We start from the raw sequence: 24835 nt of genomic DNA, 5'->3' as shown, positions 1-24835 counted from the left end.
AAACTATGATAAGAGGTTTTTATAATGGAGTTTCGGGCATAAAAACCCAAAGCTTTGGTATGGACGTTTGGGCAAACAATATCTCAAATATAAATAATGCTGGTTTTAGAGCCTCTACGCCTGAATTTAAAAGCATTTTTTATCAAAGTATGGTCTCAGCTGGAAACAATCCAACAACCGATCAAGTGGGGCTTGGCTCTGTAAAACAGACGACTGCGTTAAAGATGACTGACGGAAGCTATCAAAATACGGATAATAAATTTGACTTTGCCATACACGGAGACGGCTTTTTTGGCGTGAAGGATCGCTATGGACAGACATATTATACAAGGGCTGGAAATTTTGATGTTGATTCGGCTGGAAATTTGGTCGATATGTCAGGAAATTTTGTCCAAGGCACGATAAAGCCAATCACTCCTACAACGCCAAGTGATAGAGCATTGTCGCTTTATGGCAAAACCAGTAGTGGCACGTCACAGGCTTATACTATAAACGATTTAAGCCCACTAAAGCTAGGCAGTGAGAGCTCACAGCAAAATATAGTTTTACCAAATTTCTTATATCAAAGCGTCAGTCCAACCACAAAGGTAAAAATCAGTGGAAATTTAGACTCAACTAGAAAAAATGAAACTCAAATAATAAACATAACAGATCCTAGCTTTACAAGCACGATAGACGTTACAAAAAAGACGATCTCACTTAGCGGAAATGTTTTAAATGATCCAAGCGTTTTAAATTTAAGCAAGAGTGATACTTTGGTAGTTAGAATCGAAGACGGCACTGGAAAATTTAGCGAAGCAAACGCACAGGTAAATGATGACGGAAGTTGGCAGATAAATGACTATCCTATAACCTATATGGATACTGATTCTATCACAACCAAAACCACTCTAACCACAACTCAAGAGGTGCCAAACACCCAAAAGCTATCAACTGAAATTTTTACCCCAAATGGCAAACAGATACTAAGCGTAAATTTCACAAAACATATCCCACAAACAAAGGATACAACGACTTGGGACGCTATAGCTACGATAACTGACAAGGATGGAAATGTCGTTGATACTCAAAATGGAACTTTGGTTTTTGACTCTCACGCGCAACTGCTTAGCAACACACTGCAAAACGTAGGTGGCGTAGCACTTGAATTTGGCTCAGATACAGGAACAGACGTTTATAATGGACTTAGAAGCTCTGCTACAAAAGCCGATACACAGGCAAAAGTAGATGGATATGATGAGGGGATACTAAAAAGCTACGAGCTAGACTCATCATCAACCATTGTCGCTTATATGTCAAATGGAAATACCTTTGATGTCGCAAAACTAGCACTCTACCACTTTCAAAATGATCAAGGCTTATCAAAAATCGGAGATAATCTTTTTACAAAAACCCCAAATTCTGGTGAACCATTTTTTTATAAAGATAAAAATGGCGATGTCGTTTATGGTGCTGTCGTGGCTTCTAGAAAGCTTGAGATGAGCAACGTCGATTTAGGCACTGCATTAACCGAAGTCATCGTCACACAAAAGGCTTATGACGCTAGTGCAAAGTCTATAACTACAAGCGATGAAATGCTACAAACTGCTATTCAAATGAAAAAATAGCCACAAATTACGGCACTTTAACTCTTATAATTAATTTTAGTGCTATAATTTTGGCTTTATTTTAAATTTTGGAGATTATCGTGGGTTTTAAGGGCGATATTACGGGCGGTTTGACTGCTGGTATCATAGCTTTGCCTTTGGCACTGGCGTTTGGTATAGCAAGCGGACTTGGAGCTAGTGCCGGTGTATGGGGTGCGATAGTTCTTGGGTTTTTTGCTGCTGTTTTTGGTGGCACAAAGATGCAAATTTCAGGACCCACTGGTCCTATGACTGTTGTTAGTGCGGCGATTGTATTTAAATTTGCAGGAGATACTAGCTCGGTAATGGCTGTGTTTGCTTTGGCTGGGCTGTTTCAAATTTTATTTGGAATTTTGCGTCTTGGAAAATTTATAAAATTTATCCCATATTCTGTGGTGTCTGGATTTATGAACGGCATTGGTGTGATTATTATCTTACTTCAGATAAATCCACTTTTAGGGCTTAAGGGGGTAGATAGCACGATAATGGCTATAAAAACTCTGCCTGAAAGCATTTTAAATTTTAACCAAAATGCCGTTATTTTAGGCTTTTTAACAATAGTGATATTATATCTAAGCCCAAAACGACTATCATCGCTCGTGCCCACACCACTTCTTGCACTACTTATTATTACGCCGATATGTTTTTTGTTTAAGATAGATGTAGCTACTATCGGTGCTATACCGACTGGTTTTGCTCAGTTTGTTATGCCTAAATTTGATTTAGTAAACCTAAACTCAATCGTGACATACGCGTTTATTTTGGCTGTGCTTGGCACTATAGACTCGCTTTTGACATCTATCGTTGCTGACTCGATTACAAAGACAAAACACTCATCAAATCAAGAGCTCATCGGTCAAGGCATCGGAAACACCTTAGTAGGCTTTGTAGGGGGCATACCTGGTGCTGGTGCTACTATGAGAACAGTTGCAAATATAAAAGCAGGAGGCACTGGTAGGCTCTCTGGTATGACGCACTCGCTGTTTTTGTTGCTTGCGGTATTGATCTTTGCACCAATTATATCGTATGTCCCACTTGCGGTTTTGGCGGGAATTTTAATAAAAGTTGGTTTTGATATACTTGATTATCGTTTGCTTAGAAGGATTAAATTTATCCCTAAAAAAGACATTTGTGTGATGATTGTTGTGTTTTTGCTAACTGTTTTTGTTGATCTGATTTTTGCGGTTGGCGTTGGCGTTGTTCTTGCTTGGTTTTTATATTTTATTCGCGTTTCAAAGGAAAAAAAGAGATTTGACATTAAAATTTTAGACAAAGATGATGCTAAATTTGTTCAGATTATCGGACCTATGTTTTTTGCAAATAGCTCAAAAATCGTCCAAAATTTAACGCCAAATAAAAATCATAAACAGCTTACTATCGACTGCTCGAAGGCGACTTTTATGGATATTACCTTTGTTTATGCTTTGGAGGATTTTATTGGAAGTGTGGATAAAAATAATACAAAAGTAGATGTTATAATTGATGATGAAATTTTCTCAGGACGTGCTATTAACGAGCTAAAACATCTGCTAAGAGATAATATATCAACAAAAGAGAACATACTAAACGATACAGAGATAAAACTCGAATATGATTAAAAACAAGCCCCTTTGGGGGGAGATAGGGGCTATGTTACAAAAAGGAGGTTTTTCTTGTTGGACATCGGAATGATACTACTTTAATATAAATTTAAATCCAACTTATTATTAATAAAAAATAAAGATGTTGAAAATTTTTATTTAAATTTTTCTTAATAAAATAAAAAATAATACTAAAAATTTTTTGACGTTATTTTTACCCAAGCTTTTTTAATTCTCATTTTGTTATAATCATAAAAAATCAAATAAGGATTAAAATGCTAACACATATCGATGAGAAAAATCGTCCAAAAATGGTCGATGTAAGCCCAAAAGATGACACTTTGCGTATCGCTACTGCAAGTGGCGTGATAACGATGAGCAAAGAGGCATTTAGTGCCGTTAAAGAAAATACTGGCAAAAAAGGTCCAGTTTTGCAAACCGCAGTGGTTGCTGCGATAATGGGCTCTAAAAAAACAAGTGAGCTAATACCGATGTGCCACCCGCTAAATATACTAGGCGTGGATTGTGACATAGAGGAGTTGGCTGATAAATTTGCATTTAAATTATACGTAAGTGTAAAAATCAAGGGCAAAACCGGCGTTGAGATGGAGGCATTAACGGGCGTTAGCGTGGGACTTTTAACTATTTATGATATGATAAAAGCTATTGATAAAAGTATGGTGATAAGCGATATCACGCTTGAGAGCAAAAGTGGAGGTAAAAGTGGCGAATATATTCGATCTAAATGATAAAAAACCAGACATAAAATACCCCATATTTTGGGAGTATAAAGTCATACTTGACTCTAAAGATGATATAAATTTGATCGTAAAAAGCATAGTTGGCGATAGGGAGCATAAAGTAGAGTTTTCAAATTTCAGCAAAGACAAAAAATATGCAAGTTACAGCGTAAATGTGTTTGTTTTGGGCGACGAGGAGAGGCTTGAGATATTTTCGGCACTAAAACATAGTGCAAAGTATGTTTTATGAGGATTTGTTATGGTAGATAAAAGGGCGATAAGAGATGAAATTTTAGGCTTAAAAAGCCTTGATAAAGATGAGTTTAGGGCAAATTTAGCGGCTAAAATGCAAGAAATTTTAAACGAGCTTATCAAAGCTAACAAAGATGATTTGCAAAATCTAAGCGACGCGATGAGTGCGATAAATGAGGCGTTAGTCGGAGAAAAGCAAAGAGAGCTTTATAGGCTGATTGATAAAGCTGATGAGATAGCTAAGGCTATAAATTTAAAACAAAACGAGATAAAATCTGAGCTAAAGATGTCCTTTGAAACAGCTGAACAGGTCGTCCAAGATAGCGAGCTTTTGCAAAAAGAGTATTTTTTAGGACTTTTAAATAGTGCGATAATGCGTGAAACTAGGCTTTTTGACATACTAAAAGAGATCTCGCAAAACGCCTTTTTAACCACTCTTGAGCGTGGCACAAACGTTGAGCAGACCGCTTGTGAGATAGCAAAAAGCATAAGCTTTAACACGATAAATGACGGTGAATTTAGCAGCGAAAGAATACTTGAAATTTCAAAAACGATAATACTCTCATCAATCGAGGTTGCAAATGAGAGCCACGCTTACGCAAAAGAGCTAGTTAGTGGTGCAATAATGGGCTCAAAAGAGGGCATATCAAATGCTATAGAAATTTTAAAAAATAATGCAAAATTTGCACCAAGTGAGATTGGCATTGCAAAGAGTATAAAAGAGCTAAAAAACATCGATGAAGGCTTTATATCGGTGCTAAAAGAGATAGGCGCTAGTAGTGAAGAGCCAAGTAGAAGCGTCATTGAAAATTTGCTAGATAATAGCTTAGATACTGGTATGGCAAAGCTAAAACGAATGAGCGAAGTTGCAAGTGCTACGCTATTTGAGCGACTTGAAGAGATGAAGCAAAACGAAAAGGTAGACGCATTTTTAAGCGTTGCTACTCAGCGACTAGAGCACTTAAAGAGCGAACTTAGTGGCAAGGTCGATGTGAATGAGAAATTTGAGAGTATAAAGCAAGAAATAAGCGAGTTTGAGAAGAAGACAAATGAAAAAATAGAACAACTAAAACACGCTCAAATCACAAAAGAAGCCAAGAAAATTGGCGATAGAGCTTACAGAGCTGCAAAAGATTTTATAGCAAATTTAAAGGATAAAAATGAGAAGTGACATCATAAAAAAGGGCTACACACGCACACCGCATCGCTCGCTTTTAAGGGCGACTGGGCTAAGCGACGCTGACTTTGATAAGCCATTTATCGGCATTGCAAATAGTTTTATTGAGATTATCCCCGGGCATTTTTTCTTAAATAAATACGCTGAAATTTTAAAAGATGAGATCCGTAAAAATGGCTGTGTGCCGTTTGAGTTTAACGCCATTGGCGTTGATGATGGCATTGCGATGGGGCACGGCGGTATGCTTTACTCTCTGCCAAGTCGCGAGATTATTGCAAATTCTATTGAAACCGTGATGAACGCACACGCACTTGACGCACTCGTTTGTATGCCAAACTGCGATAAAATCGTACCCGGTATGATAATGGGTGCTTTGCGTGTTAATGTGCCGACCATATTTGTAAGTGGGGGTCCGATGAAAAAGGGCTACACCGACAAGGGCGAGCCGATCGATTTAGCCACGGCGTTTGAGGCGGTTGGCAAATTTGAAAATAAGCAAATCAGCGAACGTGAGCTAAAAAACATAGAGTGTAACGCCTGTCCAAGTGGCGGTAGTTGTTCTGGCATGTTTACTGCAAATTCAATGAATACGCTTTGTGAGGCTATGGGTATAGCGCTTAGTGGCAACGGCACTATTTTAGCACTCACACCTGAGCGTGAAGAGCTAGTGCGTCGCGCTGGGCGTAGGATTTGTGAAATCGCACTTGATGAGCGGTTTAAAATTCGCAACATCTTAAACGCTGACGCGGTGCAAAACGCACTTGTTGTTGATATGGCAATGGGTGGTAGCTCAAACACCGTGCTTCATATGTTAGCCATTGCACGTGAAGCTGGGGTAAATTTGCAAGTTGGCGATCTAAATAAAATCAGCCAAAACATCGCTCACATCGCTAAAATCAGCCCAAGTCTGCCAAATGTACATATGGAGGACGTTGGCAGAGCCGGTGGTATGAATGCCGTGATAAAAGAGATTTCACGCCGTGATAATGGGCTTTTAAGACTAGATAATTTAACAATTAGTGGCGAAAATTTGGGCGAGCGCGTAGGAGCTAGCCAGATAAAAGATGAAAGCATTATTCATAAGGTAGAAAATGCTTACTCAAAGGTCGGCGGACTTGCGATTTTGTTTGGCAATCTAGCCGAGCAAGGGTGTGTTATAAAAACAGCTGGGATTGTCGGAGAGCGAAAATTTAGGGGCAAAGCGGTTTGCTTTAATAGCCAAGATGAGGCGATAGCTGGAATTTCAGGTGGCAAGGTTGCAAAGGGCGACGTGGTCGTAATCCGCTACGAAGGACCACGTGGGGGTCCTGGTATGCAAGAGATGTTAAGCCCGACATCGCTAATAATGGGCAAGGGGCTTGGTGCGGACGTAGCGTTAATCACGGACGGACGCTTCTCAGGTGCAACAAGGGGGCTAAGCATCGGACACGTAAGCCCAGAAGCGGCTGAGGGCGGTATGATAGGACTTTTAAAGGATGGCGATATAATTGAGATTGACGTGGATAGCTACTCAATAAACGTGCTTTTGAGTGATGATGAAATTTCACGCCGAAAAGCTGAGTTTAAACCACTTGATAAGCCGTTAAATTCTCGTTGGCTACGCCAATACCGAAAGCTCGTGACAAATGCAAGCAATGGAGCGATTTTGGAGGCGTAATGTTTGAATGTGATTTGGGTTTTAAAGATTTAGACGAAGTAGAAAATGAACTACAAACGCTTGAAAATATAAATTTTGACACTATTTTAAAGTGTTCAAAAATGCTTAATGAGCTTGATGATAGACATTCTACGTATGTTGAAAAATTTAAACTCCAAACACTAAAACAAAAGTATCAAAAACTAAAAAGTGCGGATAAAATTTATAAAGAAATTAAAAAAGATCTAAATAGTGCCGACACAAGGTATTTGAGTCAAAAATCAAAAGAAAATCTTATAGATTTTCAGAATTTGCTAGCCAATTTGGGTAAATTTTTGATTTTTGATATTCAAAATTCATTAAAGCTAAGAAAAGTAAATTTGCAAAAATTAAAAGATATTTTAACCTCTCAAAAAGAAATTATATACAAGCATATTGCTTCAAAAGATAGCGATGAGCGTAAAATTTTATATAAGCAGTTTTTAAAAAATGAGAGTGAATTACACAAAATATACGGCAAACTCAGCTCAAATTTTTTAGAATATTACAATATTGATCCAATTAAACACACTGTAAAATCTATTCTTGACGATTCTTTTCGAGCTGTAAATGCAATTAAAACAAATCCTAAAACGACTTTTTGGTTTTGTGTGTTTTTTGGTGCGTGCTTTTGTGTTCCATATTTTATAAATATCAGTCAAGTCCCACAGACAAATTTAAATGATATAATTTATTTGCTCTTTGGTGTTAGTATTTTGGCATTTTTATATATTGGATATACAATTGTTTTTTTAATGGCTTATGGCTATGCTATCTTTAAAAATAATACAGAAAATAAAATTATAAGTTTCATATTTTGGATTATGCAAATTTGTATGTTAGTTATTTGTGCTTTGCCATTTGCTTACGATTTTGAAAAGCTAAAATGGATTTGCGACATTATATTAGAAAACTTTAATTGGACTATATGTATATACATTTTATTATTTGCCATATATTTTGGTTTTGGTATTTATAAAAACAAAGCGTATAAAGATTACATAAATTTGTCTATTTTAATATTGGCTTTATGTTTTGATCTTATTTTCATATCATTTGTATATGCTAGATATCAAGATATCAACTTTTTATTTTTACTATTAACATTTTTTCTTTTGATTTTTATTAAAGTAATTGCCTGTTTAAAGACATTTGAATATAAGTACATTTTTTTGTTCTCTGTATTTGTGGGTTTTGCAATGATGCCAGTTCTTAGTTCCGACTTTGTAAGAATAATAAAACTCGCCAACTACAAAGACAGCTTCACTATAAAAAATGAATTTATTGGTAAAGAAATTTTAGAAAAAATCCCAGTTTGTTTTAACGACTACAACGCAACTTGCATAGATAAAACAACAAGCGATGAGAATAAAACTACGATAAATAATCTTTTGGTTAAAGTAAAATTTGATGATAGATACTATTTTAAAGCACATATACCAAAAGATGAAAATTTAACTGATATATCGCAAAAAGAAAATGGCGAATTTAAAATTAAAAAAGATAATATTTTAAATTAAAAAGGCGATTAAAAAAGCAATATTTCAAGCAAAAAATTATAAAATTTGCGCCAATTTCATACAACGAGGAGATAAAATGGGTTTTAGGCAAAAAATTATATTTTCGGTGTCGATTTTATCGATTTTAATCGTTGGCATTTTGGTTGCCGTGACATATAACGGCACGAAAAATATTATCGTTAAGGTAGCAGAAGATAGCGCTTTGGTACTCGCTAGGCAGGTTAGTGGCAAGGTTGGAATTTGGTATGATAGCAAAAGTTCGATAGTGGACGGAGCCAAAACTATGCTAAGCGAACACAACAGGGAGCAAAACATAAATTCCATTAAAGCCATAACCAGTCAGGGCAAATTTATAGCCACTTTTTATGGATTGGAAAATGGCGACGTTGCTTTTAGCGATGACTGGGTGCCAGATAGCGATTACAAGGCTGATACTAGGGATTGGTACATAAAAGCAAAGTCTAAAAATAGCGTCATTACCACCGATTTTTACACCGATAAGGCAACAGGACAAGCCGTCACTACGTTTGCTGCGCCGATAGTAAAGGACGGCAAATTTATAGGAGTTATGGGAGCTGACGTATCGTTTGGCGAGGTTGTTGATATGTTTAATGGCGATGATTTGAAAAATGCCAACGGATATTTTGTTCTGATCACTAAAGACGGCACCTGCTTATATCATCCAAACAAGGATATGATAGGCAAAAATATAGCCGATCTTGACTCAACTTTAAGGGCTATCGCAAGCGAGATTGATAGGAACAAAAACGGGGTTTATTACTACAAATTTAACCAAGAGGACAAGCTTTTATCCTACTCTGCCATATCAGATACTGGTTTAAGTGTATTGTTTGCGCTAAGGCTTGATGACGCTTTGGCGTTAAATGCACAAAATGCCAAATTTAGCCTAGCTATCGGTGCTGTTACAGCGATTGTGGCGATTGTTTTGGTTTGGTTGTTGCTTAAAATTTTATTCCGCCCGATTGTGAGATTGGTGGAGCTTTCAGGGGATTTAGCCGTTGGTGAGGGCGATCTTACTAAGCGTTTAAATTTCAACTCAAAAGATGAGATCGGCAAGATAAGCTCAAACATGAACACCTTTATAGAAAAGATAAGGGTTCTCATAAACGAAGCAAAAGACAGTAGCAGCGAGAACGCTTCGTTATCTGAGGAGCTTAGCTCTACCTCAAGAGAGATAACCTCTAGGGTTGAGGATGAGTTTAGGATTATTAAGGGTATTATGGACGATACCTTAGTCGTTACAACCTCTAGCGAAAGCTCAAATGAAAAAACCCAAGAGGCGCTTAAAGATCTTGTCGCCGTGGGAGATACACTAAAAAATACAAAAAATAATCTTGCAAAAACGGTTACAAACGTAGATCAAGTCGCGCAAACCGAGCAGGAGTTATCTAATCGCCTTAGAAATTTAGTCCAAAACACAGATGACGTCAAGGCTGTTTTGCAAGTCATAAACGATATAGCTGATCAGACAAATTTACTCGCTCTTAACGCCGCCATTGAAGCGGCTCGTGCAGGGGAGCACGGACGCGGATTTGCCGTTGTCGCAGATGAGGTAAGGCAACTTGCTGAGAAGACATCAAAGTCGCTAATAGAGATAAACAACACGATAAATTTGATAATCCAATCAGTAAATGACGCCTCAACTATGATGAATGAAAACTCAAAATTTGTATCGGATGTGGCTAGTGACTCAAACAACTCTCAGGCTGAGATAGAAGAAACCGCAAGGCTTCTTGAGGATGCCATTAGCAAGACAAATTTGGCCTCACAAGAGGTTAAGCAAATGGCTATGAGCATTGGAAAAACGATGCAGGACTTTACTAAAGTAAATCAACTATCATCTGAAAATACAAGAAGTGTTGAGGAGATATCAAAGGCTTCTGATATGCTAAATAAGCAAGTAGAGAGCCTAAATATGAAGTTAAATCAGTTTAAAAGCTAAAATTTGCCTACAAAAGTAGGCAAATTTATCTCACTCCGACGATGATATTTGTCGCTTTTATTATCGCTGTTGCTTTATCTCCAGCTTTTAAGGCTAGTTTTTTAGCTGACTCTTTTGTGATGATAGCACCGATCTCATCGCCATTTGCGTCTATGATAACTTCTGAATTTACAGAGCCGTCAACTACTGATTTTACAACGCCTTTTATCTGGTTTGTAGCAGATAGCTTTAGTGACTCATCGCAACTTACGATCACGCTTGAGGCTTTAAATAAAAATACCGCTTCAAGTCCAGCTTTTAGCCCAAGATTTTTCTCGCTATCTGTTGTAACGGTTGCCTTTAAAATTTCGCCACCCTTTAGTTTTGCTGTAACTAGCGAATTTACCGCACCTGTTTTTACCTCTGTGATTGCTACGTTTAGCTGATTTCTAGCAGATATTGCCATTCTTATCCTTTTTAAAAATTTCGGAAAATTGTATATGGCATTTTTAAATAAATTTTAAATTCAAAAATAGCCAAAGATATATAATAACACCCTAAAAACAATATATTTTTATCTATTTTGTCGCAACCAAAGCAATAATAAGGTATATATAAAAAATAATAAAAAATGAAAATTTTTTAGTTTTTTACCTATAAATTTTCTTTAAATTTTTAATATTTGCACAAGAATTTAAAAGCAACATATCAGCGACAACCAGCCTAATCATCGCTGTTGTCACAACACTGCCACGTATACCTATGCAAGGATCGTGTCTGCCTCGTAGCTCAAAATCCACGCACTCGCTGTTTAAATTTTGCGTTTTTTGTGACTTAAAAATCGATGGAGTCGGTTTAAAGTGCGTTTTTATCACGACTTGCTCTCCTGAACTCATACCGCCAAGTACCCCACCTGCGTGGTTACTTAAAAAGCCGTTGCTATCCATTTGATCGTTGTTTTGTGAGCCTTTTAGTCTACTTGCATTTATACCCTCGCCTATCTCTACCGCCTTTACGCCATTTATACCCATTAAAGCCCCAGCCAGAGCCGCGTCAAGCTTATTATACAGCCCCTCTCCAAGTCCAACTGGCAAACCACTAGCTACACTAAGAACACTAGCACCGATACTATCGTGCTCTTCGCGTATTTTCATTATAAGCTCTTTCATCTTATTTTCGCTACCTAACGCGAAAATTTCAGATTTATCTGATAAATCCCAGTTAAGCTCATCTGCCATCACGTCCCCAACGCTCAAAACACCGCTTTTTATAGATATGTCAAATTCATTTAAAAGTAGCTGCGCAAACGCTCCACCAGCGACCCTGACGGCTGTTTCTCTAGCACTTGAGCGACCACCACCACGATGATCTCTAATGCCATATTTCTTAAAATATGTAAAATCAGCGTGAGCAGGACGGAAAATTTCACGCAAATTTTCATAGTCGTTTGACTTTTGATTTTGATTAAATATCGCAAAACCTATCGGCGTACCAGTGCTAATGCCATCAAAAATTCCACTAAAAATTTCTACTCTATCGCACTCATCTCTTGCGGTTGCAAATTTATTTTTACCAGGACGACGCTTATCAAGCTCATTTTGTATAAAATCCACATCTATTTTTATACCAGCAGGAAAGCCATCAACCACTCCACCTATGGCTACTCCGTGGCTCTCTCCAAATGTCGTAAGTGTTAGTTTATGCCCAAAAGTATTCATTTTAGCCCTATTTTTTTATTTTTTCTATTGCGATTTTAGCTGCAAGTTGCTGTGCCTCTTTTTTTGAGTTGCCAATCGCTCGTGAGATTTCACGTCCATTGAGCAAAAGTGCTATCTCAAACTCTTTTTTGTGATCTGGACCAAAGCTTCTTACAAGTTCGTAATTTGGCGTAGTTCCAAGACTTGCTTGAGTTATCTCTTGCAGTTTTGTTTTATAATCTTGCACAAGGTTTAAAAAGTCGATTTTTGGAAAGCACTGCTCAAGCAAACCAACGCCTATATCTCTAACCTTATCAAGCCCAGCTTCAAGATATATAGCCCCCATTAAAGCCTCAAAAGCGTCGCTTAAAATGCTAGGTTTTTTTCTGCCACCATTATTTTCTTCAGACATTGATAACTCGATAAATTTGCCTAAATTTAGTGCATTTGCAAGTGTCGCAAAACTCTTTTCATTTACCAAAGCAGCACGCAATTTACTAAGGTCGCCCTCTGGAATTTTGCTAAATTTTTTAAACAGATACTCTCCAACTATCAAATCCATAACCGCGTCGCCTAAAAATTCAAGCCGTTCGTTGTTGTATGGCATTTTTGAGCTTTTGTGTGTGAGTGCCTCTTTTAAAATTTTGATATTTTCAAATTTGTAATTTAATTTTTCTTCTAGCTCTTTCATATTTTGCCTTGTTGTATTTTACTCGCCTCTGCTCTAGCTAATTCATCGCAACGCTCATTTTGCGGATGTCCATTGTGAGCTTTTACCCACGTAGCTATAATTTTGTGTGGTTTTGAAATTTCTAAAAACTCCTGCCAAAGCTCCACATTTTTTACGTTTTTAAAATTTTTATTTACCCAACCAGGTAACCACTCGTTAATGGAATTTGCAACATACGAGCTATCTGTATAAAGTCTAACTTCGCAAGGCTCTTTAAGCACCCTTAGCCCCTCTATGACGGCACGTAGCTCCATTTGGTTATTTGTAGTATCTGCCTGGCCGCCACTTAGCTCTTTTATTACACCACGAAACTCTAATATACAAGCCCAGCCACCAGGCCCTGGATTATTTAGACAAGAGCCGTCACTAAAAAGGCATATTGTTTTCATTTGGTTTTTCTGTTATGTTAGGTATTATGCTTACGCTACCTAGTTCGTGACACATTGGACATCTGTAAAAATGCATAGGAAATGAGTTTTTGCAGTGTTTGCAAACATAGCTAAAGCTAAGCTGGGCTTTATTAAAACCGCTATCTTTTAAAATTTTAATAACATTTAGCTCAAAGCTTTTTATCTCTTTAGGCTCGTCTACTACGCCTTTTGCGTAAAATAGCGCGTGATACTCGCCATCTTTTAAATTTACGGCATTTTCTTGAGAGTATAACAGATCTATCGCGTCGCTTAGGCGTGGAAATTGCGGTAGATTATTTAGGCTTATGCCTTGCCTTATGTAAACTTGCATACACATACGTTTTACAAGCTCGAAGTCGCCTTGAAACTCTAAAATTTTAGCTATTTTCTCTTTTGGCTCTATGCTTTTATCATCTAAAATTTTAAGTGCATTTATATATGCTTCGTTCGCCCTTACATCAACGCCTAGCTCATTTAGTGCCATAAGCGTTTCTAACGCGTCATCATAGCGTTTTAGTTTCTCATCTATCATAGTTAAAAACCGCAAAGCTATGGCATTTCTAGGGCTTATCTCGACTGATTTTAAAAAAACGTCCATAGAATTTTGTAAAAATCCAGCCTTAAAATACACCTGTCCAAGCTCGGTTAAAATAAGCTCTTTTTCTGCTTTATTTTTTACCTTTTCAAGTGCGATTATGTAGATACTTATGGCTTTTTCAAAGTCGCCATTTTTAGAAAATGTAAGACCCAGTAAATTTAAACTTTGTGCGTCTATATCGAGATTTTGTAGTAAATTTTTATGCTCGATACTTAGTGCGTTTAAATTCTCAAATTTTTTTATAAACTTCTCTATCTGGCGTTTTTCATCTTTGCCCTTAAAAATACCCCAAACGTAGCTTAAAACCGCTATCATAAAAATAATAGCAAAAAGCACGACAAGCCCAAAAATAGGATCTCTATGCTCTATAAAAAATATATCCATATCACAACTCTTGCTTATTTTTAGCTCATTATAACCAAATGATTGTATAATCTTGCTTATGATTGAAGCTAGTAGTATACAAAAATTAAAAGACACTATCGATATTGTTGATATTATAAGCCACTATGTGCCTGTTAAGAAAATGGGTTCAAATTTTAAGTGCGTTTGTCCGTTTCACGATGATAAAAATCCAAGTATGAGCATAAATCCACAAAAGCAGTTTTACCACTGCTTTTCGTGTAAGGCCGGTGGAGACGCGATAAAATTTGTAATGGACTATGAAAAGATAAGCTATCCAGAAGCAGTAGAAAAGGTCGCCAGTATTGCAAATTTCACGCTCTCTTATACCGCAGATATGGCAGAGAAAAAAGAGAACAAACATATTTTAGAAAATGTAAATGCTATGTATAGAGCCGATCTTTTTAAAAACAAGGACGCATTAAACTACCTTTACTCTCGCGGTATAAACGACGCTATGATAGAGAAATTTGAGCTTGGCTGGGCTGATGATGGGCTAAAGACCATTAGGCTACTTGAAAATGACAAAATAGAGCCAAAAGAGGCGCTTGAGGTTGGCATAGTAAAGCAAAATGAGCGTGGAATTTACGCGAGTTTTTCTCATCGCATAACGTTTCCTATCTACTCTCACACCACACGTCTTGTGGGGTTTGGCGGAAGGACTATTTCAGATCATCCTGCAAAATATATAAACAGCCCACAATCAAACCTTTTTGACAAATCAAGACTTCTTTATGGTTATCATTTGGCACGAAGAAGTATCGCGCAAAAAAAGCAGATGATTATCACAGAGGGCTATTTAGATGTTATTATGCTTCATTATGCTGGTTTTGATAACGCTGTTGCCGTGCTTGGAACGGCACTTACACAAAAACACCTGCCTATTTTAAAACGCGATGAGGCTAGTATCGTGCTTTGCTTTGATGGAGATAGTGCGGGCATAAATGCAGCCGTTAGGTCAGCACATTTGCTTAGCTTAAACGAGATAGACGCTAGTGTGGTCATCATAGACGGCGGGGCGGATCCGGCTGATATGGTATTTGCAGGAAAGATTGATTATTTAAAAGCTCTTTTTAGCTCAGGCGTTGAGATAGGCGAGTTTTATATCCGTCATATAGCTAAAAGTTACGATCTTTCTCGTCCTATACAAAAGCAAAAGTGCCTAGATGAAATTTTAGCTTACACAAAGTCGCTTAAAGCCGTAATCGCATCAAGCTATGCTCCGCTTGTGGCGAGTTTGCTAAATATAGATGTTAGCTCTTTAAATTTAGGCGGGTTAAAAAGCCAAATGAGCTTTTCTCCTAAAATTTACAAAGAGAGAAATTTGCCGACACAGGCGATGAAAAAGGACATCTTAGAGCTTTGCATACTAAAAAGCATAATGGCAAATGCAAATTTCAAACAAGAGCTAATATCTCAAGATATCACGCACAAATACTTTTTAAACCACGAGAATTTCTTTAAGGCTGTATTTTCTCCAAAAGCTGATGGAAGTGACATCATACTTCGTGAGCTTGAGCTTGATGAGAGTGCAAAACTTATAGATGATGAGGCGAAATTTCAAAAGGCTCTTATAAATTTAAAGCTAAAATACTACGAAAAAATGCAGCAGGATATAAAAAACTCAAATTTGGCTGATAAGCTAGAAAAACTTGAGCTAATTACGCAAATAATACTTGAATTAAAAAGGAAAATATGAAAGCATTAGCACTTTTTAGTGGTGGGCTTGATAGTATGCTCGCTATGAAGTTAATAGTTGATCAAGGCATAGAGGTTGTCGCCTTGTATTTTGATACTGGATTTGGCGTTGATATGGATAAAATTTCAACCCTAAAGCGTAGAGCCGGACTTGTTGGAGCTGGTTTTAAAGTTGTAGATGTTAGAAACAAATACCTTCAAGATGTTTTGTTTAACCCAAAATACGGCTACGGAAAGCAGTTTAACCCTTGTATTGACTGTCACGGATATATGTTTAATGTCGCACTCTCTATGCTAAAAGATGAAAATGCCAGTTTTATCATCACCGGCGAAGTTTTGGGACAACGCCCGATGAGTCAGCGAAAAGAGGCGTTAAATCAAGTAAGAAAACTAGCCGATGATAAAGATGAGCTTGTCTTGCGTCCCATGTGTGCTAAGCTCTTGCCACCTACAAAGCCTGAGCGTGAGGGTTGGGTGGATAGGCAAAAGCTCCTTGACATTAGCGGTCGTGACAGAAAGCCACAACTCGCACTTGCAAAAAGTTATGGGCTTGATGACTATGCCACGCCTGGTGGTGGCTGTTTGCTCACGATTGAAAGCTTTGCAGTAAAGATAAAAGAGTATTTGAAATTTGATAAAGATATGCGAGATATTGATGTCACTTGGCTAAAGCTGGGTAGGCATTTAAGGCTAAAAGACGGCGCAAAGCTCATTATCGGTAGAGATGAAGCGGATAATAATGCTTTACTAACTAACCCAAACGATAAATTTAACCAAATAAAATTTGATGATGATATTGTAGGAGCTGTAAGTTTTTTAAGTGCTAATGCAAGCACGGCAGATATGGAGTTTGCGGGACGTTTGGCATTAACCTATACAAAAGCCTATAAAGATAAAGAGTATCTAGTAAAAATAGCAAATTTTGAGTTTAAACTAACACCATTTGAAGATAAAGCCATAGCACAAAACTACTTTGTAAAATAAGCTGTATTTAATATGGGGGGGGGGTATAATTGCCTTAAAATTATAACAAAAGGAGAGCAAATGTTGAAAAAAGTTGCAAATAAAATTGCCGTTATTATACTCGCTTTACTAGCGTCGTCGTTTGTGATATTCTCGTTTTTAAGCTACAAAGAGACAAATATGGCGATGATAGGAATGTCTGAAACGTCAAAGGAGTCGATCACTCGCTCGGCTGAAATTTTCATCGAAGAGTATGCCAAAACTAGAGTAATGGCAGTTGAAAAGCTTGTTAATTACCTGCAAAAAAATCCAGAATTAATACAAGATAGAGAGGCTTTAAAGGCTAAATTTACAGATCTTATTACTGCTACAAGTATCGATGCTTTATTTATTGGCTTTGCAGATGATGGATCTTTGATAAATGCCTATTTTGATAAAGGCGGTATTGATCCAAAATTTGAGTTTATTGGGGAAAATGAAAATTATGATGCAAGAAATCGTGGTTGGTTTAAGCAGGCTAAAGCAGATAAGGTTACTGCTACTAAGCCATATCCAGAGAGCACAAGTGGAAAAATAGTTGCTAGTTTTGTAAAGCAAGTTGTTATAAATGGCAAAATGGTTGGCGTAGTTGGCTCAGATATAGATCTTAGCGGGCTTGGGCAGACGCTAATTAAGATGAAAGATAGTCCAACTGGTATAGTGATTATGGTTGATGTTGCAAGTAGAAATTTGGTTTATCATCCAAATCCAAAGCTTATAATGTCTGACTCAAAACCAGCAAAAGACGCCGTTGATATTTGGGTAAATGGATATAACCAAAACGGCGAAAAATCATTTAGATTTGAGTATGGCGGTATCGAAAAAGTCGGTGCTTGTAAGAAATATGGCGTTGCTGATTGGCTAGTTTGCTCAGCAAATGAGCTTAGTGACTATAACGATACGCTAAATACTGTTTTACGCGACCAGGCTTTGTTTTCTACGATATTTATAGTTTTAATAGTTGGAATTTTAGTTTTTGCGGTTAGCTATTTTTTAAAACCCCTAGGCAACATCACAGACGGCTTAAACTCATTCTTTAAATTCCTAAACTATGAGATAAAAGAGCCTTCACTTATAAAAGTAAGCACCAAAGATGAATTTGGAGTAATGGGCAACCTAGTAAATGAAAACATCAAAAAGATACAAGACTCAACAGCACAAGATGCACAAGCAGTATCTGGTGCTGTATCAACAGCAGACTCAATAGGCAGAGGAGATCTAAAAGCACGTATTACACAAAACCCAGCTAACCCAAGCCTAGTAGAGCTTAAAAACGTTCTTAATAAAATGCTTGACACCCTTGAATCTAAAGTAGGTTCAGACCTAAATGAAATTCAAAAGGTATTTGATAGCTTTAAAAGCTCAAACTTTGTAGCTAGGATAGATAATCCTAAAGGTGAAGTAGAAAAGGTTACAAATGTATTAGGCGATGCAATAGCTGGAATGCTCCGTGACAACCTAGACAAAGCTGAAATATTAGAGCAAAAAGCTCAGATACTAAGTGATTCTATGAAAGAGCTAACAGATGGAGCAAATAGCCAAGCAAATAGCTTACAAGAGAGTGCTGCAGCAGTAGAACAGATGAGCTCATCAATGAGTGCCATATCTCAAAAGACACAAGATGTTATAAGACAATCTGAAGAGATTAAAAACATAATAACAATAATAAGAGATATAGCAGACCAAACAAACCTACTAGCACTAAATGCTGCTATAGAAGCAGCAAGGGCAGGAGAACACGGACGTGGATTTGCTGTTGTTGCTGATGAAGTAAGAAAACTAGCTGAGAGAACTCAAAAGTCACTTGGAGAGATAGAAGCAAATACAAATGTACTAGCTCAATCAATCAATGAGATGAGTGAATCAATAAAAGAGCAAGCTGAAGGCATAAATATGATAAATCAATCAGTAGCTCAGATAGATAACCTTACACGTGCAAATGTATCAGTAGCTAATAGAACTAATGAAGTAACAGCTGAGGTAGATAATATGGCTAAAGATATTGTTAGTGAGGTTAGGAAGAAGAAATTCTAATTAAAGGGGTGAGAGCCCCTTTTATTCATAAACCAAAATTTAGCTTAAATTTATAAATATTTAAGTATAATCCAACTCTTATTTCACACACACCAGTCCTAAATTTGGTTGCGTTTTAAACGTTAATGGGTGTGGAGGTAAAACTAAATTTCGGGCCAGACCCACAAGGAGAACCATAATGGTAACTATGAGAGATTTGTTAGAGTGTGGCGTTCACTTCGGACACCAAACACGCAGATGGAACCCAAAGATGAAAAAATTCATTTTTGGCGAGAGAAAAGGTATCTATATTATAGATCTACAAAAAACTATCCGCTACTTCCGCTATACATATAATATAGTCAAAGATGCGGCAGCTGAAGGCAAGACAATATTATTTGTTGGCACCAAAAAACAAGCTGTTGAAGCAATTAAAGAATACGCTGAAAAATGCGGCATGCCTTACGTAAATCATCGCTGGTTAGGTGGTATGATGACAAACTTTGGAACAATCCGCCAATCAATCCGCAAACTTGAAGTAATAGAAACTATGGAAGAAGACGGCTCAATCAACCTTCTAACAAAAAAAGAAGCACTAATGCTACGCCGCAAAAAAGAGAAGCTAATCGCAACTTTGGGTGGTATTAGAAATATGAAAAACCTACCTGATATGATATTTGTTATTGATACAGTTAAAGAAAAAATCGCTGTGCAAGAGGCAAATCGCTTAAAACTTCCAGTTGTAGCACCAATTGACACAAACTGTGATCCAGATGTTGTTGATTACCCAATCCCGGGCAACGATGACGCTATCCGCTCAGTCCAGCTTTTCTGCCAAGAGATGGCTGAGGCTATCAACGAAGGTAAATCACTACTTGAACAAGATGGTGGCTTAGAAGCTAAACAAGAGGTAAGCCAAGATGAAAAAGATAAAGTTTTAGCTGAGGCTATGAGCGAAGAGGATTTTGCGGAGGATGATGAGTAATGGAAATTTCAGCACAAATGGTTAAAGAGCTTCGCGAGAGAAGCGGGGCTGGTATGATGGACTGCAAAAAGGCTTTAAGCGAAGCAAACGGCGATATGGATAAAGCCATTGATCTGCTTCGTGAAAAGGGCTTAGGTCAAGCTGCTAAAAAAGCCGATCGCCTTGCTAGCGAGGGTCTTATTAGCGTTGAAGTGTGCGAGAAATGCAAACAAGCAACAATCAGCGAGATAAACTCAGAAACTGATTTTGTTGCTAAAAATGCTCAGTTTCAAGCACTTACAAAAGACACAACAGCTCACATTCAGGCAAACGGCATAAAAAGCGTTGAAGAGCTAAGCGTAAGCACAATAAATGGCGTAAAATTTGAAGATTATTTTAAAGGTCAAATCGCAACTATCGGCGAAAATTTAGTTGTTAGACGCTTTGAAACAATAACAGCTGACGCAAAAGGCGTGGTAAATGGCTACGTCCACTCAAACGGACGCGTTGGTGTTTTAATCGGTGCAGTTTGCGAGAGTGCAGAAGTTGCAACAAAAGCACAGGATTTTATTAGAAATTTATGTATGCACGCGGCTGCGATGAAACCAGACGTTATAAGCTACAAAGATCTTGATAGAGATTTTGTAGAAAAAGAGTATATCGCACTAAAAGCTGAGCTTGAAAAAGAGAATGAAGAGCTAAAAAGACTTGGCAAGCCACTTCATCATATTCCGCTTTTTGCAAGTAGATTACAGCTAACTGACGCTGTTATTGCAAAAGCCCAGGAGATGATAAAAGAGGAGCTTAAAGCTGAGGGCAAACCAGAGAAAATTTGGGATAAGATAATGCCTGGCAAGATCGAGAGATTTTACTCTGATAACACCGTGCTTGATCAACGCCTAACGCTTCTTGGTCAGTTTTATGTAATGGACGATAAAAAGACGATTGAGCAAGTTATTGCTGAAAAGTCAAAAGAGCTTGGTGGCAAGATTGAAATCGTAAAATACGTCCGCTTTGAGCTAGGCGATGGCTTGGAGAAAAAAGTAGATGATTTTGCAGCAGAAGTAGCAGCGCAAATCGGCTAAAAATGCAAATTCTTAGAGCGTGTGATCTTGGCTTTGCGTATGATTATACGCTCTTTGAAAATTTAAATTTGTCTCTAAATACAGGCGAAAGCACCGCCATACTTGGAGTTAGTGGGTGCGGTAAATCCACACTTTTACACATTTTATCTACGCTTTTAAAGCCAAAAAGTGGTGAGGTAATCTATAACGAAAAATCACTTTATAAACTATCAGAAGATGAGCTAACAAAAATCAGACGATTAGAATTTGGCATTATCTTTCAAGCACACTATCTTTTTAAAGGTTTTAACGCATTAGAGAATATCGAACTTGCCAGTGTTTTATCAGGACAAAATTTAGATGCAAATTTAATTAAACGTCTAAAAATAGAGCAGGCTTTAAGGCAAAAGGTCGGCGAACTTAGTGGCGGACAACAACAACGAGTAAGTATAGCAAGAGTGCTTAGTAAAAAGCCAAAAATTATCTTTGCCGATGAGCCAACTGGAAATTTAGATAAACAAACAGCAAACGAAGTTATGGATGTTTTAAACGAATATATAAAAGAAAATAACGCCTCACTAGTTCTCGTAACTCACGATAATGATTTAGCAACGCTTTGTCACCACAGCTACAAACTAGAAAACAAAGAGTTTTTAAAAATTTAAACCAAATTTTAAGCCAAAAAATAGAAAAAACTCGCCAAAATAATAAAATTTTTAAGGAACATTATGGAGTTGGTGCAGTTTTTTGGTGCAGATAGGGTTGTTACTTTTATGCTCTTATTTGCACGTATTGGTGGACTTATGGTCTTTTTCCCATTTTTTTCACACAATCAAATTCCAGTGGTTGTAAAAACTATTTTGACACTAGTTCTTTGTGTGATATTTTTCCCTATGGCAAAAGCACACAGCAATCCTATAAATTTTTTGGTATTTGAGATTTTAAGCGAGGTTATTTTTGGGCTTTGTGCTGGACTTTTGCTAAATCTTGTCTTTGGTGCTCTTCAGTTAGCAGGTGAGCAAATATCGATGGTAATGGGCTTTTCAATGGCAAGCGTGCTTGATCCGCAAACTGGCACAACCTCCCCAGTTATCGCAAATATGTTAAATTTTACAGCTCTGCTTACGTTTTTATTTTTTGACGGACACCATTTGCTTATACAATTTTATGCTCTTTCGCTTGACGCTGTGGCTCTTGGCGACTTTTATCCACGTGCAGGTGTTGTTGCGTATGCGTCAAAAGCTATGATGAACCTTTTTATGTTTGGATTTATTTTGGCATTTCCTATCATTGCCTTATCGTTGTTATCTGATTTGATGTTTGGTATGCTTATGAAAACTATGCCACAATTTAACCTTTTAGTTATTGGTTATCCTATTAAAATTACGATAGGTTTTATCGTTTTGGTTGCGATTTTGGCTGGAGTGATGAAAATTTTTACCGAGCTTACTTTGCGTGTTATAAATGACTTACCGTCGCTGTTTTTTTAAATTAAGTAAAGCACAATGAAAAATATCATAAAATACGCCATATAAAGGAGAATAGATGAAAGTTGCACTCATAAACAAAAATCCCGCTGTCGCACGTCTAATAACCTTAAGTTTAAACAAAATAGGGGTTAGCTACATAGAGCTAGATGACGCGAGTTTACTAGATCAAAAGGTTGATTTTGTGATTGTAGATAGCGATGTAGATGTAAGCGATGATGAGCTTAGTGCGTATGCAACAAAGGTAATGCATCTTATCCCTAGAGGTGCTCAAAAGATTGGCGAGATATGCCTTGAAAAGCCATTTTTGCCCACAGAATTTATAGCCATTTTTGAGCAAAACAAACCGCAAGATAATGTGACCAAAGATGATAAATTTGCGAGTGATACTTTTGTTGATGCTGATAATCTTGATATAAATTTAGATGATTTTGAGCTTCCTGATCTTAGTGAACCTAGCGATGATGATATTGATGATCTTGGTTTGCATTTAAACAGTGAAGCAAAGATTGATGATGGTGAAGAAGAGGATAGCTTAGACCTTAACCAAATGAGCTTTGATGAAAACGACGAGCAAAAAGATCCTCAAGGACTTGAGCGTGAAAAAGTAGATCTTAATGAGCTTACTGAATTGCAGGAGATGGCTCCCATGGATATATCGCTTGATGATGAAGCAACGAGTGATGATGAGAGCATAGGCTCTATACTAGATGATATAGACGCGATTAAAGATGATGAGTTGCCAGAGTTGCCAAATAGCGATGTAGACGCATTTAGCGATGTTGCTAGTGATGATGAAGCTGATGATATAGAGCAGATAAAGAGTGCATTAGACGAGATAGATAGCAATGATAGCGTTTCTGACGAACTTGCTAGACTCGGTGTAGACGGGACATTAGATGACATAGGCGATGAAATTTTAAAAGATGATATCGAGTCAGTAGAGTATGACAATGAAGTCAAAGAAGCTCTTATGAGCGAAGAGATAAACCCGAGCGAACTTAGCATAGCAGATGAAAAAATTGATATAGATGACAACAGCGATACTTTAATGCAGGCTATGAGCGAAGAGGTTGTGGAAAATGAAGCTATTAGCGATGAGCAAATTTTGGGCATTAATGAGCTTGATGATGAGAATTTGGGTCTAGATGAAAATGATAGCACCTTAGAGCCTGAGAGCGAAGATATAGCTTTAGAGCTAGATAGTGAAGAGGTCGCCTTAGAGCTTGATAACAATGAAGAAATTTTAGAGCCAGATGACAAAGAAGAGAGCCTAGAAAGCCAGGAAGAAAATTTAGAGCTAGATGATGCTATGGATTTAATGGCTAGTGATAAAGTGGCTGAAATTTCACAGGATGAGCAAAATACAGCCACCTTTGATAGCATAGATGACATAGATGAAAACTCGATGATGTCAGCACTTGGTCTTGCTGTTAGTCAAAGCACACAAAGTGCCAAAACTACACAAAAGCCAAATAATGACATAAAAGCTGAGCTTGAGCAAACTATCACAAAGCACCTTATGGACTCTTTGGATGATAGCTCTATAAAAGATGCCTTAAAGGGTATGAATATAAAAATTAACATAAGCTTTGAGGAAAAGTAGTGAAGGGTCAAATTTTAGTTATAAGCGGTCCTAGTGGTAGCGGAAAATCAACCTTACTAAATAGGCTTTTTAAAGAGGAAAAAAACATATATTTTTCTATCTCAAGCACCACAAGAGCTATACGTGACGGCGAAACAGACGGGGTTCATTACCATTATATAAGCAAAGATGAATTTGAAGATGGCATTAAACAGGGCGAATTTTTAGAGTGGGCTCAGGTGCATAAAAACTACTACGGTACAAGTCTAAAACCAGTCATCAGAGAGCTTGAAGCTGGTAAAATCGTTATATTTGACATAGATGTTCAGGGCTTTAACAGCGTCAAGAAAAAATTTGACGATCAGATAACATCTATTTTTATAACGACATCTGATAAAAACGAGTTAAAAACTAGGCTTAAAAATCGCAATACAGACACAGACGAAACTATCCAAAATCGCCTAATGAACGCAGTTGGCGAAATGGAGCATATATTAGAGTATGACTATTTTTTGATAAATAATGATATTGAAGAGAGCTATATGAATTTGCGTTCGATAGTTAGGACAATGAGATTAAAAAGCTCAAACATAGATCTTCGTAAGACTATTGATGATTGGATTGATTGCTAATTTTTAAATTTTTATGCTAAAATCAAGCTTTTATTTTAAGGA

General features: G+C 37.2%; 20 protein-coding genes and 4 pseudogenes. 19 read left to right on the top strand and 5 right to left on the bottom strand.

The features are described from left to right. Positions 1 to 5: 5 nt before the first annotated feature. From CMCT_RS08280 to CMCT_RS09625, 9 genes and pseudogenes are all read left to right on the top strand, one after another. A complete protein-coding gene (locus CMCT_RS08280; RefSeq protein ID WP_034970391.1) occupies positions 6 to 1607 on the top strand; it encodes a flagellar hook-basal body complex protein in 1602 nt (533 codons plus the stop codon). Positions 1608 to 1675: 68 nt separating this feature from the next. Then, entirely contained in the window at positions 1676 to 3223 is a 1548-nt protein-coding gene (locus CMCT_RS08275; protein WP_176325105.1) for a SulP family inorganic anion transporter, read from the top strand. A 257-nt stretch (positions 3224 to 3480) separates the two neighbouring features. Next, positions 3481 to 3954 (top strand): cyclic pyranopterin monophosphate synthase MoaC, encoded by a 474-nt coding sequence (moaC, locus tag CMCT_RS08270; RefSeq protein WP_034970396.1) that lies wholly within the window; start codon positions 3481 to 3483, stop codon positions 3952 to 3954. Further along, the gene (locus CMCT_RS08265; protein ID WP_034970399.1) at positions 3929 to 4195 is read left to right on the top strand and encodes an HP0495 family protein; all 267 of its coding nucleotides are present in this window, start codon (positions 3929 to 3931) and stop codon (positions 4193 to 4195) included. Before moaC ends, CMCT_RS08265 begins: the two co-directional genes overlap by 26 nt. A gap of 9 nt (positions 4196 to 4204) precedes the next feature. Beyond that, positions 4205 to 5368: a hypothetical protein gene (locus tag CMCT_RS08260; RefSeq protein WP_051654942.1), complete on the top strand. Its 1164-nt coding sequence runs from the start codon at positions 4205 to 4207 to the stop codon at positions 5366 to 5368. Next, positions 5358 to 7031, top strand: coding sequence for a dihydroxy-acid dehydratase (gene ilvD, locus CMCT_RS08255; protein ID WP_034970401.1), 1674 nt, complete (start codon positions 5358 to 5360; stop codon positions 7029 to 7031). The genes CMCT_RS08260 and ilvD overlap by 11 nt, the downstream gene beginning before the upstream one ends. Positions 7032 to 7279: 248 nt before the next feature. Continuing rightward, on the top strand, positions 7280 to 8569 hold the full coding sequence (locus CMCT_RS08250) for a hypothetical protein (RefSeq protein WP_176325104.1): 1290 nt from the start codon (positions 7280 to 7282) through the stop codon (positions 8567 to 8569). Between the two features lie 76 nt (positions 8570 to 8645). Continuing rightward, positions 8646 to 9626: pseudogene (locus CMCT_RS09630) on the top strand (PDC sensor domain-containing protein); the annotation flags it as partial. Positions 9627 to 10031: 405 nt separating this feature from the next. Continuing rightward, positions 10032 to 10532 (top strand): annotated as a pseudogene (locus CMCT_RS09625) (methyl-accepting chemotaxis protein); the annotation flags it as partial. Positions 10533 to 10557: 25 nt separating this feature from the next. On the opposite strand, the gene CMCT_RS08240 reads toward CMCT_RS09625, so the two are convergent. From CMCT_RS08240 to CMCT_RS08220, 5 genes are all read right to left on the bottom strand, one after another. Next, positions 10558 to 10977, bottom strand: a complete 420-nt coding sequence (locus CMCT_RS08240; RefSeq protein WP_034970409.1) for a TOBE domain-containing protein — start codon at positions 10975 to 10977, stop codon at positions 10558 to 10560. A gap of 184 nt (positions 10978 to 11161) precedes the next feature. Further along, positions 11162 to 12229 carry a chorismate synthase gene (gene aroC / locus CMCT_RS08235; RefSeq protein ID WP_034970411.1) on the bottom strand — a complete coding sequence of 356 codons (1068 nt, stop codon included), beginning with the start codon at positions 12227 to 12229 and terminating at the stop codon, positions 11162 to 11164. Between the two features lie 7 nt (positions 12230 to 12236). Beyond that, positions 12237 to 12899 (bottom strand): ribonuclease III, encoded by a 663-nt coding sequence (rnc, locus tag CMCT_RS08230; protein WP_034970412.1) that lies wholly within the window; start codon positions 12897 to 12899, stop codon positions 12237 to 12239. Then, the gene (gene rnhA / locus CMCT_RS08225; protein WP_034970415.1) at positions 12896 to 13327 is read right to left on the bottom strand and encodes a ribonuclease HI; all 432 of its coding nucleotides are present in this window, start codon (positions 13325 to 13327) and stop codon (positions 12896 to 12898) included. The genes rnc and rnhA overlap by 4 nt, the downstream gene beginning before the upstream one ends. Further along, positions 13305 to 14330: a tetratricopeptide repeat protein gene (locus CMCT_RS08220; protein ID WP_034970431.1), complete on the bottom strand. Its 1026-nt coding sequence runs from the start codon at positions 14328 to 14330 to the stop codon at positions 13305 to 13307. Before CMCT_RS08220 ends, rnhA begins: the two co-directional genes overlap by 23 nt. Before the next feature lie 58 nt (positions 14331 to 14388). On the opposite strand from CMCT_RS08220, the gene dnaG reads away from it, so the two are divergent. The 10 genes and pseudogenes from dnaG (at position 14389) to gmk (ending at position 24793) form a co-directional block, all read left to right on the top strand. Further along, positions 14389 to 16047: a DNA primase gene (dnaG, locus tag CMCT_RS08215; RefSeq protein ID WP_034970417.1), complete on the top strand. Its 1659-nt coding sequence runs from the start codon at positions 14389 to 14391 to the stop codon at positions 16045 to 16047. Further along, positions 16044 to 17030: an argininosuccinate synthase domain-containing protein gene (locus CMCT_RS08210; protein WP_034970418.1), complete on the top strand. Its 987-nt coding sequence runs from the start codon at positions 16044 to 16046 to the stop codon at positions 17028 to 17030. The genes dnaG and CMCT_RS08210 overlap by 4 nt, the downstream gene beginning before the upstream one ends. Positions 17031 to 17042: 12 nt before the next feature. Further along, positions 17043 to 17858: pseudogene (locus CMCT_RS09620) on the top strand (cache domain-containing protein); the annotation flags it as partial. An 837-nt stretch (positions 17859 to 18695) separates the two neighbouring features. After that, positions 18696 to 19082 (top strand): annotated as a pseudogene (locus tag CMCT_RS09615) (methyl-accepting chemotaxis protein); the annotation flags it as partial. A 178-nt stretch (positions 19083 to 19260) separates the two neighbouring features. Continuing rightward, the gene (rpsB, locus tag CMCT_RS08195; RefSeq protein WP_034970308.1) at positions 19261 to 20046 is read left to right on the top strand and encodes a 30S ribosomal protein S2; all 786 of its coding nucleotides are present in this window, start codon (positions 19261 to 19263) and stop codon (positions 20044 to 20046) included. Beyond that, positions 20046 to 21110 (top strand): translation elongation factor Ts, encoded by a 1065-nt coding sequence (tsf, locus tag CMCT_RS08190; protein ID WP_034970311.1) that lies wholly within the window; start codon positions 20046 to 20048, stop codon positions 21108 to 21110. Before rpsB ends, tsf begins: the two co-directional genes overlap by 1 nt. A 2-nt stretch (positions 21111 to 21112) precedes the next feature. Continuing rightward, positions 21113 to 21754 (top strand): ABC transporter ATP-binding protein, encoded by a 642-nt coding sequence (locus CMCT_RS08185; protein WP_034970312.1) that lies wholly within the window; start codon positions 21113 to 21115, stop codon positions 21752 to 21754. 63 nt (positions 21755 to 21817) lie between these two features. Then, positions 21818 to 22579, top strand: coding sequence for a flagellar biosynthetic protein FliR (gene fliR, locus CMCT_RS08180; protein WP_034970314.1), 762 nt, complete (start codon positions 21818 to 21820; stop codon positions 22577 to 22579). A gap of 55 nt (positions 22580 to 22634) precedes the next feature. Then, complete coding sequence (locus CMCT_RS08175; RefSeq protein WP_034970316.1) at positions 22635 to 24182, top strand: midas domain-containing protein; 1548 nt, start codon at positions 22635 to 22637, stop codon at positions 24180 to 24182. Then, a complete protein-coding gene (gene gmk, locus CMCT_RS08170; protein ID WP_034970318.1) occupies positions 24182 to 24793 on the top strand; it encodes a guanylate kinase in 612 nt (203 codons plus the stop codon). The genes CMCT_RS08175 and gmk overlap by 1 nt, the downstream gene beginning before the upstream one ends. Positions 24794 to 24835: the final 42 nt, after the last annotated feature.

Source organism: Campylobacter mucosalis, from assembly GCF_013372205.1.
GTDB lineage: Bacteria > Campylobacterota > Campylobacteria > Campylobacterales > Campylobacteraceae > Campylobacter_A > Campylobacter_A mucosalis.
The sequence above is the reverse complement of the archived record's forward strand: the minus strand, read 5'-3'. Positions and strand labels throughout refer to the sequence as shown.